This window comes from Blastococcus saxobsidens DD2, assembly GCF_000284015.1.
Lineage (GTDB): Bacteria > Actinomycetota > Actinomycetes > Mycobacteriales > Geodermatophilaceae > Blastococcus > Blastococcus saxobsidens_A.
In genome coordinates, this window is the sequence record NC_016943.1 from 3076344 (window position 1) to 3093585 (window position 17242).

General features: G+C 72.7%; 17 protein-coding genes and 1 pseudogene. 3 read left to right on the forward strand and 15 right to left on the reverse strand.

What is annotated here, in order from left to right; all coding sequences use genetic code 11:
- Nucleotides 1-4 precede the first annotated feature (4 nt).
- The 5 genes from BLASA_RS14605 to BLASA_RS14625 all read right to left on the reverse strand — a co-directional run bounded on the left by BLASA_RS14605 (nucleotide 5) and on the right by BLASA_RS14625 (nucleotide 5776).
- Nucleotides 5-469 carry an SgcJ/EcaC family oxidoreductase gene (locus tag BLASA_RS14605; RefSeq protein ID WP_014376955.1) on the reverse strand — a complete coding sequence of 155 codons (465 nt, stop codon included), beginning with the start codon at nucleotides 467-469 and terminating at the stop codon, nucleotides 5-7.
- A 253-nt stretch (nucleotides 470-722) separates the two neighbouring features.
- Nucleotides 723-2618: an ABC transporter ATP-binding protein gene (locus BLASA_RS14610; protein WP_014376956.1), complete on the reverse strand. Its 1896-nt coding sequence runs from the start codon at nucleotides 2616-2618 to the stop codon at nucleotides 723-725.
- A gap of 82 nt (nucleotides 2619-2700) precedes the next feature.
- The gene (locus BLASA_RS14615) at nucleotides 2701-3492 is read right to left on the reverse strand and encodes an enoyl-CoA hydratase/isomerase family protein (protein WP_041775787.1); all 792 of its coding nucleotides are present in this window, start codon (nucleotides 3490-3492) and stop codon (nucleotides 2701-2703) included.
- Nucleotides 3493-3565: 73 nt separating this feature from the next.
- Nucleotides 3566-3793, reverse strand: coding sequence for a helix-turn-helix domain-containing protein (locus BLASA_RS14620; protein ID WP_014376958.1), 228 nt, complete (start codon nucleotides 3791-3793; stop codon nucleotides 3566-3568).
- Between the two features lie 381 nt (nucleotides 3794-4174).
- Nucleotides 4175-5776 (reverse strand): ABC-F family ATP-binding cassette domain-containing protein, encoded by a 1602-nt coding sequence (locus BLASA_RS14625; RefSeq protein ID WP_014376959.1) that lies wholly within the window; start codon nucleotides 5774-5776, stop codon nucleotides 4175-4177.
- Nucleotides 5777-5908: 132 nt separating this feature from the next.
- Here BLASA_RS14625 and BLASA_RS14630 point away from each other — a divergent pair, with 132 nt between their 5' ends.
- Nucleotides 5909-8059 carry an SCO7613 C-terminal domain-containing membrane protein gene (locus tag BLASA_RS14630; protein WP_014376960.1) on the forward strand — a complete coding sequence of 717 codons (2151 nt, stop codon included), beginning with the start codon at nucleotides 5909-5911 and terminating at the stop codon, nucleotides 8057-8059.
- 86 nt (nucleotides 8060-8145) lie between these two features.
- Here BLASA_RS14630 and BLASA_RS14635 read toward each other — a convergent pair whose 3' ends face one another.
- A complete protein-coding gene (locus tag BLASA_RS14635; RefSeq protein WP_014376961.1) occupies nucleotides 8146-8355 on the reverse strand; it encodes a dodecin in 210 nt (69 codons plus the stop codon).
- A gap of 181 nt (nucleotides 8356-8536) precedes the next feature.
- Here BLASA_RS14635 and BLASA_RS14640 point away from each other — a divergent pair, with 181 nt between their 5' ends.
- A complete protein-coding gene (locus tag BLASA_RS14640) occupies nucleotides 8537-8977 on the forward strand; it encodes a hypothetical protein (protein WP_014376962.1) in 441 nt (146 codons plus the stop codon).
- Nucleotides 8978-9073: 96 nt separating this feature from the next.
- Here BLASA_RS14640 and BLASA_RS14645 read toward each other — a convergent pair whose 3' ends face one another.
- From BLASA_RS14645 to BLASA_RS26005, 9 genes and pseudogenes are all read right to left on the reverse strand, one after another.
- Nucleotides 9074-9469, reverse strand: coding sequence for a metal-sulfur cluster assembly factor (locus BLASA_RS14645; RefSeq protein WP_014376963.1), 396 nt, complete (start codon nucleotides 9467-9469; stop codon nucleotides 9074-9076).
- Nucleotides 9466-9969, reverse strand: coding sequence for a Fe-S cluster assembly sulfur transfer protein SufU (gene sufU, locus BLASA_RS14650; RefSeq protein ID WP_014376964.1), 504 nt, complete (start codon nucleotides 9967-9969; stop codon nucleotides 9466-9468). Before sufU ends, BLASA_RS14645 begins: the two co-directional genes overlap by 4 nt.
- A 10-nt stretch (nucleotides 9970-9979) precedes the next feature.
- Nucleotides 9980-11293, reverse strand: a complete 1314-nt coding sequence (locus BLASA_RS14655; protein WP_014376965.1) for a cysteine desulfurase — start codon at nucleotides 11291-11293, stop codon at nucleotides 9980-9982.
- Entirely contained in the window at nucleotides 11290-12105 is an 816-nt protein-coding gene (gene sufC / locus BLASA_RS14660; protein ID WP_014376966.1) for a Fe-S cluster assembly ATPase SufC, read from the reverse strand. The genes BLASA_RS14655 and sufC overlap by 4 nt, the downstream gene beginning before the upstream one ends.
- 17 nt (nucleotides 12106-12122) lie before the next feature.
- Complete coding sequence (locus tag BLASA_RS14665) at nucleotides 12123-12488, reverse strand: non-heme iron oxygenase ferredoxin subunit (protein ID WP_014376967.1); 366 nt, start codon at nucleotides 12486-12488, stop codon at nucleotides 12123-12125.
- Between the two features lie 3 nt (nucleotides 12489-12491).
- Nucleotides 12492-13811: a Fe-S cluster assembly protein SufD gene (gene sufD, locus BLASA_RS14670; protein ID WP_014376968.1), complete on the reverse strand. Its 1320-nt coding sequence runs from the start codon at nucleotides 13809-13811 to the stop codon at nucleotides 12492-12494.
- Nucleotides 13811-15250 (reverse strand): Fe-S cluster assembly protein SufB, encoded by a 1440-nt coding sequence (gene sufB / locus BLASA_RS14675; RefSeq protein ID WP_014376969.1) that lies wholly within the window; start codon nucleotides 15248-15250, stop codon nucleotides 13811-13813. Before sufB ends, sufD begins: the two co-directional genes overlap by 1 nt.
- Entirely contained in the window at nucleotides 15247-15576 is a 330-nt protein-coding gene (locus BLASA_RS26000) for a hypothetical protein (protein ID WP_014376970.1), read from the reverse strand. Before BLASA_RS26000 ends, sufB begins: the two co-directional genes overlap by 4 nt.
- A gap of 397 nt (nucleotides 15577-15973) precedes the next feature.
- A pseudogene (locus BLASA_RS26005) lies at nucleotides 15974-16114 on the reverse strand (transcriptional regulator); the annotation flags it as partial.
- 153 nt (nucleotides 16115-16267) lie between these two features.
- Between BLASA_RS26005 and BLASA_RS14685 the strand changes: the two are divergent.
- The gene (locus BLASA_RS14685; RefSeq protein WP_014376971.1) at nucleotides 16268-17212 is read left to right on the forward strand and encodes a COX15/CtaA family protein; all 945 of its coding nucleotides are present in this window, start codon (nucleotides 16268-16270) and stop codon (nucleotides 17210-17212) included.
- The last annotated feature ends 30 nt before the right edge of the window (nucleotides 17213-17242 follow it).

Here is a 17242-nt window from a genome sequence, read left to right on the forward strand (position 1 = left end):
ACGGTCACTGCGGGATGAGCAGGCCCCGCAACTCGTCGGTGAGCGCCTCACGGGCCTCGGGGTGCTGGTGCCAGGCGGCCGGGGTCGCCTGGAAGAGCGAGATGCGCCACCGGCCACGCCCCTCGTCCGCGGCGATCATGGTGTGCACGGCGTTGAGGGCCGGGTCCAGGTCGCTCCCGCCGGCCGGGATCATCCCCGCGTGCGCGGTCAGCATCGCGACGTCCGGTGCGACCGGGCGGACGGAGCGGACCACCGCGACGTAGGCAGGCGTCTGGTGTGAGCCGAACACCTGGCGCAGGTCCGCGGCGATCGACAGCCGGCCACGGTGGTGGCTGCCGTCGAACCCGATGATGTCGCCGTCGTCGGCGAACCCGGCCGCCACCGCTGCGCCGCTGCGCCGGTTCCACCCGTCGATGAACTCGGCGTAGAGCGAACGGATCTGGGTGTCCTGCGGGTGCGCTGCGGTCACGTCTCCTCCTCGCTGGCGTTCGTCGGTGCGTCCCGACGGGTGCTGTGGTTCTGCGTGACCGCGCCAGCCCGGTCACGTGCCCCGGGCTGCGGCCGCCTGGGACAGGAGTGACGGTAGTGCTCCGGGTATCCCCACCGTTCGATGCTCGCCGGTGCTACACGCCGTCTCATCTGCCCGTTCTCCCCCCGTACCGAGCGCCCCGGACCGAGCGTGTGCGGTCGTGCGCGCAGAGCCACGCCGGCGGTCGGTGCAGTCACCCGATCGCGAGCGCACCGCGGTCGCCCTGCGCGAACTGGGTGCGGTACAGATCGGCGTACCGGCCACTGCGGGCGAGCAGCTCCTCGTGGGTGCCGGACTCGACGATCCGCCCGTCGTCGACCACCAGGATCTGGTCGGCGCTGCGGATGGTGGAGAGGCGGTGGGCGATGACCAGCGACGTGCGTCCGGCCAGGGCGGTGTCGAGAGCGCGCTGCACCGCGGCCTCCGACTGGCTGTCCAGGTGTGCCGTCGCCTCGTCCAGGATCACGATGCCGGGCGCCTTCAGCAGCACCCGGGCGATCGCCAGGCGCTGCTTCTCCCCGCCGGAGAGCCGGTAGCCGCGGTCGCCGACCACGGTCTCCAGGGCCTCGGGCAGCGAGCGCACCAGATCGGCGATGCGCGCCCCCTCGAGCGCTTCCCACAACTGCTCCTCGGTGGCCTCCGGGCGGGCGTAGCGCAGGTTGGCCCGGATGGTGTCGTGGAACAGGTGCGCGTCCTGGCTGACGACGCCGATCGCATCGCGCAGCGACGCCAGGGTGGCGCGGCGGACGTCCACTCCTCCGACCCGGACCGTGCCGCTGGTCGCGTCGTACAGCCGGGGCACGAGGTTCGCGATCGTGGACTTGCCCGCGCCGGAGTGCCCGACCAGCGCCACCAACCGCCCGGGCTCCACCCGGAAGGAGACGCCGTGCAGCACGGCGACCGGCCCGCCGTGCTCGGGCAGGGACACTTCTTCCAGTGACGGCAACGAGACGTCCGCGGCGGCCGGGTAGCTGAACGAGACGTCGTCGAACTCGATCGACCGGTCCTCGGCCGGTACCGCGACCGCGTCGGGCGCCTGCTGGATCATCGGCGGCAGGTCCAGCACCTCGAAGACCCGGTCGAAGCTCACCATCGCGCTCATCACGTCGACCCGGACGTTCGCCAGCGCGGTGAGCGGGCCGTAGAGGCGCGAGAGCAGCAGGGCCAGCGCCACGACGTCGCCCGCGGTCAGCGTGCCGGTGAAGGCCAGCCAGCCACCCAGGCCGTAGACGAGCGCGGTGGCCAGCGCAGCAACCAGGGTGAGGGCGGTGAAGAAGGTGCGGCCGTACATGGCCGACAGCACGCCGATGTCCCGGACGCGGGCGGCTCGGCCCCGAAAGGATTCCGCCTCGGCACTGGGCCGGCCGAACAGCTTGACCAGCAGCGCACCGGCGACGTTGAACCGCTCCGTCATCGTCGCGTTCATCGAGGCGTTGAGCGAGTAGGACTCCCGGGTGATCTCCTGCAGCCGGCTGCCGATGCGGCGGGCCGGGAGGACGAACACCGGCACGAGCACCAGCGAGAGCAGCGTGATCTGCCAGGACAGGGTGAACATGACGGCGGCGGTGAGCACCAGCCCGATGACGTTGGAGACGACGCCCGAGAGCGTCGACGTGAACGCCTGCTGGGCGCCGATGACGTCGTTGTTCAGCCGGCTGACCAGGGCGCCGGTCTGGGTGCGGGTGAAGAAGGCGACGGGCATGCGCTGCACGTGCTCGAAGACCTGACTGCGGAGGTCGTAGATCACGCCCTCGCCGATGCGCGCGGAGAACCACCGGGTGCCGAGCGAGATGCCGGCGTCGATCACCGCCAGTCCGGCGATGAGCAAGGCGATCCGGACGATGTCGGCCGCCGTGCCCTCGAGTCCGGCGATGCGGTTGACGATGTCACCGGCCAGCAGCGGGGTGATTACGCCGATGACGGACGAGCCGACGACCAGGATCAGGAACAGGGTCAGCTCGCGCTGGTACGGCCGGGCGATGCCCAGGATCCGCCGGACCGTGCCCTTGGGGAGCCGCCGTGCCGTCACGGACGGGTCCCGCTTGAACGACCGCATCGCGGCCATGGAGGTCATGGAGTGGCCGTCCACCGCACCTCCTTGGGTATCGCCGGTCGCGCCCCGGCTGCTCGTCCAACCGGGGCGCGACCCAGCTTGTTCCGCGGACGGGAGGTCAGCGCCCGCCGGCGAGATCGTGCAGTCGCTGTACCTGGGCGGCCCGCTCCGCGGCGTCCTGGGTCGGGAAGTCGCTGCGGACCGCAGAACGCACCAGCGCCGCCGTCGCCCGGCTGGCGCCGACCGGCGGCGAGAGGAGGGCAGCGGAGAGGTCCGCGACGGCGTCCTCGAGCTCCGGACCGGGGACGACGAGGGTGGCCAGGCCGATCGCCCGGGCCTCCGCGGCCCCGACCGCACGGCCGGTCATGCACATCTCCAGGGCCCGCGAGTAGCCGACCAGCTCCACCAGCGTGCTCGTACCGGTCAGGTCGGGCACCAGGCCCAGGCTGACCTCGGGCAGCCGCAGCTGCGCGTCCTCGGCGAACACCCGCAGGTCGCAGGCGAGCGCCAGCTGGGCGCCCGCCCCGATGGCGTGCCCCTGCACCGCGGCGATCGAGACGATCGCCGGCGAGCGGAGCCAGCGGAAACCGGCCTGGTAGGCCCGGATGCGCTCCTGCGCCTCCTCCACGGGCAGCCGGACGAGCTCCCCGAGCCCGCCGGCGGTGGTCGACGACGTGTCGAACACGCTCCGGTCGAGGCCGGCCGAGAACGCCCGCCCCTCGCCCCGGACCACGACGACGCGGACGTCGTCGTCGAGCGAGGCACCGACCTCGGCCAGCGCCGACCAGGTGGCCGGCGTCTGCGCGTTGAGCTGGTCCGGGCGGTCCAGGGTGACGGTGAGGACGGCGCCGTCGCGGCTGGTGCGCACCCAGCCGGATGCGGAGCGGGAACCCGTGGGGTCTGCGGTCACGCCCCTGCCCCGCTGACGCTCGTCAGGCGCGGACCGCGCGGTGCTGTGCCCACCGGTTCGTTCGCGAGCTCACTCACGTCTTCTTGCTGTTCCGGTTGGCCCCACCGCGGCTGCGCAGCGAGGCCCCGGACTCCGACAGCAGCCGGTGCACGAACCCGTAGGACCGGTTCGTCGAGGTGGCGAGCGACCGGATGCTCTCGCCCTCGTCGTACCGCTTGCGCAGCTCGTCGGCGAGCGTCGACCGGTCTCCGCCGGTGATCCGCTTGCCCTTGCCGAGGTCCGCAGTGCTCGTGTCGGCCATGGCTCCCCTCCGTGTCGGCCGCCGGCCGGCAGTGCCGGCCCGTGCGGCGGCCCGTTGTTGGCTGTCGCCCTGGTGCCGCCGTCCCGTCGACCACGGCTCCCGCGCACCCATGATCACCCAGACCCGACACGTCGGCCACGCGAAGCGGTGCCGTCCCGAGCGGGGGCCGGAGGCTCCCCGAGGGACGACGCGGACGCGCGGCCCCCCGCCGGGGACGGCTCCTGGTCGCGGCACCGAGGTGAGCCGCCCTCGCGAGGCGGCGCGAGGAGTGGGGGCCGGAGGCTCCCGCGATCGAGTGCCGGGAGCGGCTCAGTGCATCGGGGGGACGGCACGTGGCCGCGGCCGGAGGCCGGAGGCCGGAGGCCGGGGGCCGACAGTGTGTCAGGCGAGTTCGACCAGGTCGGCGAGGTCCTCGCTCCAGGCGTCCTCGGTGCCGTCGGGCAGCAGGATCACCTTGTCCGGGCTCAGTGCGCGCACCGCGCCCTCGTCGTGGGTGACCAGCACGATCGCCCCGGCGTAGGTGCGCAGTGCCTCGAGGACCTGCTCGCGGCTGGCCGGGTCGAGGTTGTTGGTCGGCTCGTCGAGCAGCAGCACGTTGGCGCCCGAGACGACCAGGATGGCCATGGCCAGCCGGGTCCGCTCGCCGCCCGACAGGGTGCCGGTGCGCTGGTCGACGGTCTCACCGGAGAAGAGGAAGGCCCCGAGGATGCGGCGGAGTTCGGTGTCGGTGCTGTCCGGCGCCGACGAGCGCATGTTCTCCAGCAGCGTGCGGTCCATGTCCAGGGTTTCGTGCTCCTGGGCGTAGTAGCCGACGCGCAGCCCGTGCCCCGCCTTCACCTCACCGGTGTCCGGGGCCTCGGTGCCGGCCAGCATCCGCAGCAGCGTGGTCTTCCCGGCCCCGTTCAGCCCGAGCACGACGACCCGCGCGCCCTTGTCCACGGCCAGGTCGACGTCGGTGAAGATCTCCAGCGAGCCGTAGCTCTTGGACAGGCCCTCGGCGGTCAGCGGCGTCCGGCCGCACGCCGCCGGCGTCGGGAAGCGGAGCTTGGCGACCTTGTCCTGCACCCGGACGTCGGCCAGGCCGGCGGCGAGCCGCTCGGCCCGCTTGTCCATGCTCTTGGCGGCCTTGGCCTTCGTCGCCTTGGCGCGCATCTTGTCCGCCTGCGCGCTGAGCGTGTCGATCTTGCGCTCGGTGTTCGCCCGCTCCTGCTTGCGACGGCGCTCGTCGGTCTCCCGCTGCGCGAGGTACGGCTTCCAGCCCAGGTTGTAGATGTCGACGGTCGCCCGGTTGGCGTCCAGGTGCCACACCTTGTTGACGACGGCGTCGAGCAGCTCGACGTCGTGACTGATGACGATCAGGCCGCCCCTGTGGCTGGACAGGAAGCCCTTCAGCCAGGTGATCGAGTCGCCGTCGAGGTGGTTGGTCGGCTCGTCCAGCAGCAGGGTCTCGGCGTCGGAGAACAGGATGCGGGCCAGCTCCACCCGGCGGCGCTGACCGCCGGACAGGGTGCGCAGCGGCTGCGTCAGGACGCGATCGGGGAGGCCGAGGTTGGTGCAGATGCGGGCAGCATCGCTCTCCGCGGCGTACCCGCCGAGCGCGGCGAACTGGTCCTCCAGGCGGCCGTAGCGACGGACCGCCTTGTCCCGCTCGGCGTCGTCGGCCGGCTCGGCCATCGCGACCTGCGCCTTGACCATCTGGTTGCGCAGGACGTCGAGCCCCCGGCCGGAGAGGACGCGGTCGCTGGCGGTGATGTCCAGGTCGCCGCTGCGCGGATCCTGCGGCAGGTAGCCGATCTCGCCGCTGACCTCCACCTTGCCCGCGTGCGGCAGCCGCTCAGCGGCGAGCGTGGTGAGGGTGGTGGTCTTGCCGGCACCGTTGCGCCCGACCAGGCCGATGCGGTCGCCGGGCTGCACGCGGAGGTTGGCCTCGCTGATGAGGATGCGGGCACCGGCGCGCAACTCGAGGCCGGTCGTGGTGATCACTGATCCCAGGGTAGGCGCTTCCCGGCCGATACCACGAACGCTCTCGGGGTGACATCGACGGCATCACCCGGCAGGGTCGGTTCCCAGCGACAACAGCACCATGCCGGCCGTGCGGACGACAGGATGCGGGTCATGATCCCGCACGGGGCGCGCTGGGCGCCGGCCTGCCCGGTCTGCGGCCGGCCGGTCGGTGACATCGGCACGGGCCCGTGCCCGTCCTGCGGCCTCCCGGCCGCCGCGCAGTCCGCGCTGATCCTTGCCAGGATCGGGGCGACGATCGGGGAGCTCACCCGCGAGCGGGACGAGCTGCTGGCGACCCTCCGCGCCGCCGCGCCCGGAACCCCGACCGCCACTCCCGCCGCTCCCCCGGCACAGCTGCCGCCCGCCGCACCGCCGTGGTCCCCGCCCCGGCAGACCGGGGGGCCACCCCCATCACCACCACCACCACCACCACCCGCCGCCGCACCGCCGCCCGCCGTCCCGTGGCCGCCGCGACGTCGGCTCAGCCCGCAGCAGGTGCTGCTCGGCCTGGGTGCGCTCCTGGTGGTGGCCGCCGCGACCACGTTCGTCGCGGTGGCCTGGACCCGGTTCGGACTGGCCTTCCAGGCCGGCGTGTTGGTGTCCGTGACGGCGCTGGCCTGCGCCACCTCCGCGTGGGCGGCGCGCCGCGGGCTGCGCGCGACCGAGGAGTCGCTGGCGGCGGCCGGGGCCGCCCTGCTGGTGATCGATCTCGGCGCGGCCCGCGCCCTGGGGCTGTTCCGGTTGGAGGACGTCTCTCTCCGGCCCTGGTGGGCCACCTCCTGCGCCGTGGTCCTGGTCGTGACCCTGGCGCTCGGTCGCCGCACGCCGAGTACCGCCACCTGGCCGCTCGCCGCCCTCCTCGCCGCCCAGCCGTTGCCGTTCCTGCTCATGACCGACGAGGCCCTGACCGGGCCGGCGGGCGTCGCCGTCGCGCTCGCGATGGCGGCGCTCGACGTGCTCGCCGCGCAACGGTTGCGCCCCGGGATCGCAGCGGTCGCCACCGTGCTCGCGGTCGGCCTCACGACGGCAGGCGTCCTCGGCGGGCTCGCCACCGCAGCGGGCCCGGGCGCGGCCGAGTCCTGGACGGCGACGGCCGTGCTCGCTCTCGCGGGAGCCGGTGCGGTGGCGCTCGACCGCTGGACCCGCTCGAGCCCGGGTCACCGCTTCCCGGCGCGGGTCCCCGGGGTGGTCGGGGCCGTGGTCGGCCTGGCGCTGGCCGGCTCGCTCCGGACGGTCGGGGACGACGGGTCGTGGATCGCCACCGGGCTCGGCCTGGCCGCGCTGACGGCCGGCGTCCGCACCGCCGGCCGGACCGCCCCGACGGCTGGGTTGATCGCTGCCGGCGCAGCTCTCACCGCCGTCCACGCGGCGCTCCTCGCTGACGAGCAGCGCTACGGCGAGCTCGCCGTCGTCGCGCTGGCGGCGACCGTCCCCGCGGCACTGGCCGCCGTCCGGCTTCCGCTGCTGCGGCGGCCGTGCACGGCCGCCGCACTCCTGGCACCCGTCGCCGCCGTGCTGCTCGCCCGTGCCGAGGACGTGCTTCCCGCGCCGGTGGCAGGGCTGCTCCTGGCCCTGCTGGCCGCGACCTGCTTCGCGGTGGCGACAGTCCGCGCCGGACGGCCCGAGGAATGGGCGGCAGCCGCCTCCGGCGCCGTCGCCGGACTGGCCGCTGCGGCCACGGGCGGCGCGGTGGAGGCCTGGGGGCAGGTCGGGCTGCAGCTGGGCATCGTCGGGGCGGCGGCCGGGGCCTACGCCGTCGTCGCCTCCCGCCGCCGCGTGGGCGTGGTCGCCGTCGGCGACCTGGTCGCCGCCTCGTGGATCGCCGTGAGCGGGGCCGGCATCGAGACCCCGGAGGCGTACACGCTGCCCGCTGCGGTCGGCCTTCTGCTGATCGCCGTCCCCCACCTGCGGGCCGGGGCGTCCTCCTGGGCAGCCGAGGGCGCGGCCACCGGGGTGGCCCTGGTGCCGTCCGCGCTGGTCGTCGTCGCGACGCCGACCGCGCTCCGCCTGGTCCTGGTCATCGCCGCGGCCGTGGCACTCGCGGTCGCCGGTACCGTCCTGCACCGGCAGGCACCGTTCGTCATCGGTGCCGGCGTGCTGCTCCTCGTCGCCGTCGGCCGGCTCGGGCCCTATGCCCCGCTGCTCCCCCGCTGGGTCACCCTCGGAACCGCCGGGCTGCTGCTCCTCGTCGTGGGCGCCACCTACGAGCGACGCCGGCAGCAGGCCCGCGAGGCGGTGGCCTGGGTCGTCCAGATGCGCTGAGCGGCCCTCCGACATGCGGCTGTGGAGTGGCACTCACTCCCGGCCGCGGCCGGGCTGCTGATCGCAGCGGGGCACAAGCCGGCGGTTCAGTCGTCGACGCGGAAGCCGATCTTCAGCGTGACCTGCACGTGGGCGACCTCGCCGTCGACGACCTGGCCGCGGATCTGCCCCGTCTCGAACCACTCGATGTTGTGGACGGTCTCCGCGGCCTTGCGGATCGCGGTGCGGATCGCGTCGTCCACACTCGTCGGGCTGGTCCCGACGACCTCGCTGAGCCGGTACACGTGGTGGGACATGCGGACCTCCGGTGCGCTCCTGCGGCGAACACCACGCATGTTGCCAGAGGACGTGGGAGTGAGCGCCCGCGCAGCGCCTCGGCCGCTCCACCCGCCATGGGCGAGTCGTACTCGGTCACGGTCGGAGAACGATGACCGCGCGGTTGCCGCACCCGACCGCGGTGGCGACCAGGATCGTGGGATGGAACGCCGTACCCGTTCGGTGCCGGCGCTGCTGGCGACGCTGGCGCTGAGCGCGTGCACGGGTGCGCCGGCGCCCGTACCCACGAACTGGGAGCTGCACGGCGCGCCGGTCGACCGGCAGGAACTCGAGTCCTACGCCGGGGTGGAGCACTGCGGCTGGGCCTCGGCGGTGTTCCTGCACGTCACGTGGCCACCTGGCGGCGCCGAGTGGTACCAGTTCGTGCGCGACCCCGACGGATCGGTGAGCGGCGAGCTCGCCGACCGACTGCGCACCGACACCGAGCTGCCCGAGGATGCGGTTCCCACCGGGTACCTCAGCGACGCAGGAACCGAGCTGTGGCTGGCCGCCGACGTCCCGCCCGGGACGGCGTACCTCGTCGACACGGAGGACGTCGTCGAGGCGTGGCCGCGGGCCGAACCGGTCATCGGCTGCGACTGATGCGGCCACAGGAGGCCGCCCCGGAGACGGCGATGCCCCCGAGGAGGACATTCCGACCTACGGAATGCCCGCCTCAGGGACAACGTGTGGAAAGGGCTAGACCCGGAAGCCGAGCGCCCGCAGCTGCTCGCGACCGTCGTCGGTGATCTTGTCCGGGCCCCACGGCGGCATCCAGACCCAGTTGATCCGGATGTCGTCGACCAGGCCGGGGCCGGGGCCACCGGTCAGCGCCTGGCGGGCCTGGTCCTCGATGACGTCGGTCAGCGGGCAGGCCGCCGAGGTCAGCGTCATGTCGATGATCGCGACGCTGGAGTCGCCGTTGCTGTCGTCGACGTCGAGGCCGTACACCAGCCCCAGGTCGACGACGTTGACGCCGAGCTCCGGGTCGACGACGTCCCGCATGGCCTCCTCGAGGTCCTCGAGCAGTGCCGACTTGTACGCGGGCACCTCAGGGGTCTGCTCGGTGCTCGCGTTCTCGGTGGTCTCGCTCATGACTGGCCTCCAGCCTGGGTGGTGGGGTGGCTGGCCGGCACCGCGGTCGTGTCGGCGACCGACAGGGCTCGGGCGCTGGCGTCCTTCAACGCCATCCAGCTCATCAGCGCGCACTTGATCCGCGCCGGGTACTTGGACACGCCGGCGAACGCGACGGCGTCCTCCAGCTCCTCCTCGAGCTTCTCGGCGACCGACGGGTCGCCCTTCGCCTGCATCAGGGTCACGAAGTGCTCGCCGGCCTCCAACGCCTCGCTCACCGGCTTGCCGACGACGAGGTCGTACATCGCCGAGACCGAGGCCTGGCTGATCGAGCACCCCATGCCCTCGTAGGACACGTCGGCCACCGTGTCACCGTCGAGCTTCACCCGCAGGGTCACCTCGTCACCGCAGGTCGGGTTGACGTGGTGCACCTCGGCGTCGAACGGCTCGCGCAGACCTCGCCCGTGCGGGTTCTTGTAGTGGTCCAGGATGATCTCCTGGTACATCGACTCCAGCTGCATCAGATGCGCCTCACACCGTTCCGAAGAACTTCTGGGCCGCGCGAATTCCATCGGCGAGCGCGTCGACGTCGTCGTAGCCCGTGTGCACGTAGAAGGTGGCTCGCGTGGTGGCGGGGACGCCGTAGCGGCGGACCACCGGCCAGGCGCAGTGGTGCCCCACGCGGACGGCGATGCCGAGGTCGTCGAGCACCTGGCCCACGTCGTGCGGGTGGACGCCCTCGACGGTGAAGGAGATCGCTCCCCCGCGGGCGACGGTGTCGGCCGGGCCGATCACCGTGACGCCGGGGATCTCGGCGAGCTTCTCCAGCGCGTAGCCGGTGAGCGCCTTCTCGTGCTCCTCGACCTTGTCCATGCCGAGGGCCTGCAGGTAGTCGACGGCCGCACCGAGTCCGATCACCTGTGCGGTCATCGGGACGCCGGCCTCGAAGCGCTGGGGCGGCGGCATGAAAGTGCTGCCCTCCATGCGCACGACCTCGATCATCGAGCCACCGGTCAGGAACGGCGGCAGCTTGTCCAGGACGTCGTACCGGCCCCACAGCACGCCGACGCCGGTGGGTCCGAGCATCTTGTGCCCGGAGAACACCAGGAAGTCCGCGCCCAGCGCGGTGACGTCGACCGGCTGGTGCGGCACCGACTGCGCGCCGTCGACCAGCACCAGGGCGCCCACGGCGTGGGCGCGGGCGACGAGCTCCTCGAGCGGGTTGATCGTGCCCAGGATGTTCGACTGCTGGGTGACCGCGACGAGCTTGGTCCGCTCGTTCACCACGGTGTCGAGGTCGGAGAGGTCCAGCCGGCCGCCGTCGGTCAGGCCGAGCCAGCGCAGGGTCGCCCCGGTGCGCTCGCACAGCTGCTGCCACGGGATGAGGTCGGCGTGGTGCTCCATCTCGGTGACCACGATCTCGTCACCCTGGCCCACGGCGTAGGTCCGGAACTCCGGCTCCTTGGCCGTGCCGGCGTTGCTCATCGCGTACGCCACCAGGTTGATCGCCTCGGTGGTGTTCCGCGTGAAGACGATCTCGTTCTCCGGTGCCCCGATGAACGCGCCGATCGTCCGCCTGGCCTCCTCGTAGGCGCCGGTGGCCTCCTCGGCGAGCTGGTGGGCCCCCCGGTGCGGTGCGGCGTTGATGTTCTCGTAGAACCAGCGCTCGGCGTCGAGCACCTGGCGCGGCTTCTGCGAGGTGGCCCCGGAGTCCAGGTAGACCAGCCGCTTCCCGTCCCGGACGGTGCGGGTCAGGATCGGGAAGTCGGCCCGAATCGCCTCCACGTCCAGCGGCAGGGGCGCTCGCTGCGCCCCGGCTCCGGGACGCGAGACGGTCTGGGTCATGCCTGGTTCCCCTCCGCGGCGGCCTTGAGGTAGGAGGCGTAGCCCTCGCTCTCGAGCTTCTCCGCGAGCTCGGCGCCACCCTCCTCGACGATCTTGCCGTTGACGAAGACGTGCACGAAGTCGGGCGTGATGTACCGCAGGATCCGCGTGTAGTGGGTGATCAGCAGCACGCCGACCTGACCCTCCTCGCGGGTGCGGTTGACGCCCTCGGAGACGACCCGCAGCGCGTCGACGTCGAGGCCGGAGTCGGTCTCGTCGAGGATCGCGATGCGCGGCTTGAGCAGTCGCATCTGCAGGATCTCGTGGCGCTTCTTCTCACCGCCGGAGAAGCCCTCGTTGACGTTGCGCTCGGCGAAGGCCGGGTTCATCTCGAGCTGTGCCATCTCGCTCTTGACGTCCTTGACCCAGGTGCGCAGCTTCGGGGCCTCGCCCTTGATGGCGGTGGCGGCGGTGCGCAGGAAGTTCGACACCGAGACGCCGGGGACCTCGACCGGGTACTGCATGGCGAGGAACAGGCCGGCGCGGGCGCGCTCGTCGACGCTCATCTCGAGGACGTCCTCGCCGTCGAGCGTGACGGTGCCGCCGGTGATCGTGTACTTCGGGTGGCCGGCGATCGAGTAGGCCAGGGTCGACTTGCCCGACCCGTTGGGGCCCATGATCGCGTGGGTCTCGCCCGCACGGACGGTGAGGTCGACGCCGCGGAGGATCTCCTTGGCGTCGTTCCCCTCGCCGACGGTGACGTGCAGGTCGCGGATCTCCAGCACCGAACCGGTGCTGGGGGTGCCGGCGGTGGTGCCGGTCTGCGTGTCCACGGACAACTTCTCGCTCCTCAGTTGGCGGCCGCGGCGGGGCGGGCGCCGTCGGCTTCGGTGTCGACGTACACGTCCTCCCCGTCCACGCGGACCGGGTAGACGGGCACCGGCTCGGTGGCCGGCAGGTTGGTGGGCTCGCCCGTGCGCAGGTCGAAGCACGACCCGTGCAGGAAGCACTCGATGGTCGGGGCGCCCTGGAACAGCTCGACGTCGCCGTCGGTCAGCGGCACGTCGGCGTGCGAGCAGCGGTCCTCGAGCGCGTAGACCTCGCCCTCGAACCGGACGACGGCTAGGGCTTCAACGTGGCCGCCGGCCGCCAGCTCCACCCGCAGCGAGCCCGTCTCCTTGATGTCGGAGAGGGCGCACACCCGCTCGAAGGCCATCGCTCAGCCCACCTCGACGGGCTGGTCGTCCAGAGCGGGCAGGGCCCCCAGACGCTCGTCGATCGACGCCATCAGGCGGTCCTGCAGCTCGGGCAGGCCGATGTGCTGGACGACGTCGGCGAAGAAGCCGCGCACCACCAGGCGACGCGCGGTCTCGGCGTCGATACCGCGGGAGCACAGGTAGAACAGCTGCTCGTCGTCGAACCGGCCGGTGGCGCTGGCGTGGCCGGCACCGACGATCTCGCCGGTCTCGATCTCCAGGTTCGGCACCGAGTCGGCGCGCGCGCCGTCGGTGAGCACCAGGTTCCGGTTGAGCTCGTAGGTCTCGGTGCCGGTGGCCGCCGGGCGGATGCGCACGTCGCCGATCCACACCGTGCGGGCGCCCTCGCCCTGCAGCGCGCCCTTGTAGAGCACGTTGCTGGTGCAGTTGGGCACCGCGTGGTCGACCCAGAGGCGGTGCTCCTGGTGCTGGGTCTCGTCGGAGAAGTAGACGCCGAACAGCTCGGCGCTGCCGCCGGGGCCGGCGTACTGCACGTTGCTGACCAGGCGGACCAGGTCACCGCCGAGGGTCACCACGACCTGCTTGAACGTGGCGTCCCGGCCGATGACGGCGTCGTACTGACCGCCGTGCACCGCACCCGGCGCCCAGTCCTGGACGGACACGAGGGTGACCTGCGCGCCGTCGCCGACGAGCACGGTGACCCCGCCGGCGTACCGGGCCAGGCCGCTGTGGTCGAGGACCACGGTCGCCTTGGCGAACGGACCGACCTCGACGACCAGCTGGCCCCAGACGACCTCGTCCGAGCCGGTGCCGGCGAGGCCGAGGCTGACCGGGCGGTCCAGCTGCGCCTCGGCCGGCACGCGGACGACGTCGGCGCCGGCGCTGCGCTGGCGGGCCAGCGCGGCGAGCCGGTCGACCGGGTCGGGCAGGCCCTTGAGCAGCGGGTCACCCGCGTCGACGCGGGTGACCTCGACGCCCTCGGGCAGGTCGGTCGACCACGTCAGCCGGGCGTCGGAGTCGGCGCCGTCCAGGAGCGGCTTGATCCGCTTCATGGGCGTGAACCGCCAGGTCTCCTCGCGGCCCGTGGGCACGCCGAAGGCGTCCGGGTCGACCGAGGTGAACCGCTCGGCCGGCGAGCCGGTCGGGGTCGGGCCACCGTGCGAGTGCACACCCGGGCTCGCCTGACCCGCGCTGCCGGTGTCGGCGGCCGGGGTCGTCGGCGGGCCCGCCTGGGCTCCCACGCCCGGAGCGAACAGCTCCGAGGCGAGGGTGCTCGGCTGGGTGGTGAGGTCGGTCGTGCTGGTGTGGTCGGGGGCTGACATCAGCCGACGGCACCTTCCATCTGCAGTTCGATGAGCCGGTTCAGCTCGAGGGCGTACTCCATGGGCAGCTCGCGGGCGATCGGCTCGACGAAGCCGCGCACCACCATCGCCATGGCCTCGTCCTCGGACAGACCGCGGCTCATCAGGTAGAAGAGCTGGTCCTCGCTGACCCGGGAGACGGTGGCCTCGTGCCCCATGGAGACGTCGTCCTCGCGGACGTCGACGTAGGGGTAGGTGTCCGACCGGCTGATCGTGTCGACCAGCAGCGCGTCGCACTTCACCGTCGACCTGGAGCCGTAGGCGCCCTCGTCGACCTGGACCAGGCCGCGGTAGGAGGTGCGGCCACCACCGCGGGCCACCGACTTCGACACGATCGTCGAGGAGGTGTGCGGCGCGGCGTGCACCATCTTGGCGCCGGCGTCCTGGTGCTGGCCCTCGCCCGCGAAGGCGATCGAGAGGACCTCGCCCTTGGCGTGCTCGCCGGTCATCCAGACGGCCGGGTACTTCATGGTGACCTTGGAGCCGATGTTGCCGTCGACCCACTCCATGGTTGCGCCCTCGTGGGCGACGGCCCGCTTGGTCACCAGGTTGTAGACGTTGTTCGACCAGTTCTGGATGGTCGTGTACCGGCAGCGCGCGTTCTTCTTGACGATGATCTCGACGACCGCGGAGTGCAGCGAGTCGCTCTTGTAGATCGGCGCGGTGCAGCCTTCGACGTAGTGCACGTAGGCGCCCTCGTCGATGATCATGAGCGTCCGCTCGAACTGGCCCATGTTCTCGGTGTTGATCCGGAAGTAGGCCTGGAGCGGGATCTCGACGTTCACGCCCGGCGGCACGTAGATGAACGAGCCACCCGACCAGACGGCCGTGTTCAGCGCGGCGAACTTGTTGTCCCCGGCGGGAATGACCGAGCCGAAGTACTCGCGGAAGAGGTCCTCGTGCTCGCGCAGGGCGGTGTCGGTGTCCAGGAAGAGGACGCCCTGCTCCTCCAGGTCCTCGCGGATCTGGTGGTAGACGACCTCTGACTCGTACTGCGCGGCGACGCCGGCGACGAGGCGCTGCTTCTCGGCCTCCGGGATGCCCAGCCGGTCGTAGGTGTTGCGGATCTCCTCGGGGAGCTCCTCCCACGACGTGGCCTGCGCCTCGGTCGACTTCACGAAGTACTTGATGTTCTGGAAGTCGATGCCGGAGAGGTCCGAGCCCCAGTCGGGCATGGGCTTGCGGCCGAAGAGCTTCAGCGCCTTGAGCCGGCGCTCGAGCATCCACTCCGGCTCGCCCTTGCGGGTGGAGATGTCGCGGACGACGTCCTCGTCGATGCCACGACGGGCCGAGGCACCGGCGGTGTCGACGTCCGCCCAGCCGTACTTGTACCGGCCGAGCTGGTCGATCTGCTCGTCCTGGGTCAGCGGCGTGGTGGTCACCGGCTGCGTGGTGGTCATGCGGGCGTCCTCTCCCGGTCGTTCGTGGGGGCGGTGCTGGTCGGTGCTGTGCTGGTGGACGGTGCGGTGCGCTGCCGGGCGGCCCGGGGCGCTCCCCGCTCACCGAGTACAGGGCGCGCAGAGGCGGTTCTGTTCCCCGCGCGGGTGTGCTCCCGGCCGCGACCGGGACGGGCCCCGGGCACCAGCGGCCCCGGGATGTGGGTGGTGCAGATGCCATCGCCGTGGGCGATGGTGGCCAGCCGCTGCACGTGGGTGCCCACGAGCCGGCCGATCACCGCTGTCTCGGCCTCGCACAGCTGCGGGAACTCCGCCGCGACGTGCGCCACCGGGCAGTGGTGCTGGCAGAGCTGCCCGCCGCCGGAGATCGCCGAGGCGGTGGCAGCGTAGCCCTCGGCGGTCAGCGCGGCGGCAAGGGCCTGGGCCCGGTCGACCGGCTGCCCGGGCCGGGCGTCGACGGCCTGCGCGACGGCGCTGGAGGCGCGCGCCTCCAGGCCCGCCAGCTGCTGCTCGGCGACGGCGCGGACGGCGTCCGGCCGCCGAGGCGGCGACGTAGCGGAGCGCGGTCAGCGCCAGGTCGTCGTAGGCGTGCGGGAAGGCGGAGCGTCCGGCGTCCGTGAGGTGGAAGCGGCGGGCGGGCCGGCCGCGGCCGCGGTGCGCGTCACGACTCTGCCGCTCATCAACCCGGCCGGTCGCCAGCAGGGCGTCCAGGTGCCGGCGGACGGCGGCCGGGGACACGCCCAGCCGCCCGGCCAGCTCGGTGGCGGTCTGCGGGCCGTGCTGGAGGAGGAGGGCGGAGACGCGGTCGCGGGTGCGCCCGTCGTCGGCAGGCGCCGACGACCGGGGGGGTGCCGCGAGAGATTCCACAACACGAGTGTGTCCTATTTCGGGGACCCCGCAAGCAAGGTCAGCCTAAGAACCGACACCCTCCGGCCGCCCGCGTGATCAGCCTCACGGGGCCCTGGCCGCGGTGAGCCCTCGGCGACCGGTTCTGGCCTCCCGACCACTTAGCATCGGAGCGTGCGGCTGCTGCGCGACTCCTACTCCCCCACCACGATCTCCCGTGTGGCGCTGGTCAACGCGATCGCCAACGGGCTGATCGTCGTGACCGGCGGCCTGGTCCGTCTGACGGGCTCCGGGCTCGGCTGCCCGACCTGGCCCCGCTGCACCGACGAGAGCTTCGTGGCGACCCCGGAGCTCGCCGGGCACGGCGTCATCGAGTTCGGCAACCGGCTGCTCACCTTCGTGCTCGCCGCCGCCGCCGTCGCCGCCGTGGTGGTCGTGTGGCGCTCTCCGCGGCGCGACCTCCGCACCCTCGCCCTGCTCACGTTCCTCGGCATCCCCGCGCAGGCCGCGCTCGGCGGGGTCACCGTGCTCACCGGCCTCAACCCGTGGACCGTGGCCGCGCACTTCCTCGTCTCGGCGGTCCTCGTCGCCCTCGCGACCACGCTGTGGCTGCGCTCGCGGGAGACCGGCGTCGGCCGGCCGCTGCTCCGCCGTCCCTTCGTCCTGCTGGTCAACGGCATCGCCGCCGCCACCGCCGCCGTCCTGTTGCTGGGCACCGTCGTCACCGGGAGCGGGCCGCACAGCGGCGACCTGCCGGACGACCCGGGCGCCGCACCGGTCCGCATGGGCTTCGATCCGGAGCTGGTCAGCCAGCTGCACGCCGACGTCGTCTTCCTGCTCCTCGGCCTGACCATCGCGCTGCTGGTCGCCCTCCACGCGACCGACTCCCCCGGCCGGGTCCGCCGTGCCACCCGCGACCTGCTGATCGTCCAGCTGGCACAGGGCGTCGTCGGGTACGTGCAGTACTTCACCGACCTGCCGATCGCCCTGGTTCTGGTGCACATGCTGGGCGCGGTGCTGGTCACCGCGTACACGGCGCGCCTGGTCTGGGCCGTCCGCGGCCCGGCGTCGGACCTGCCCCTGACCGCGTCGACGGAGCCGGCCGCCGTCACCCACTGATATCGGCGAGCGTGTGCGCTGGGGCGGAGC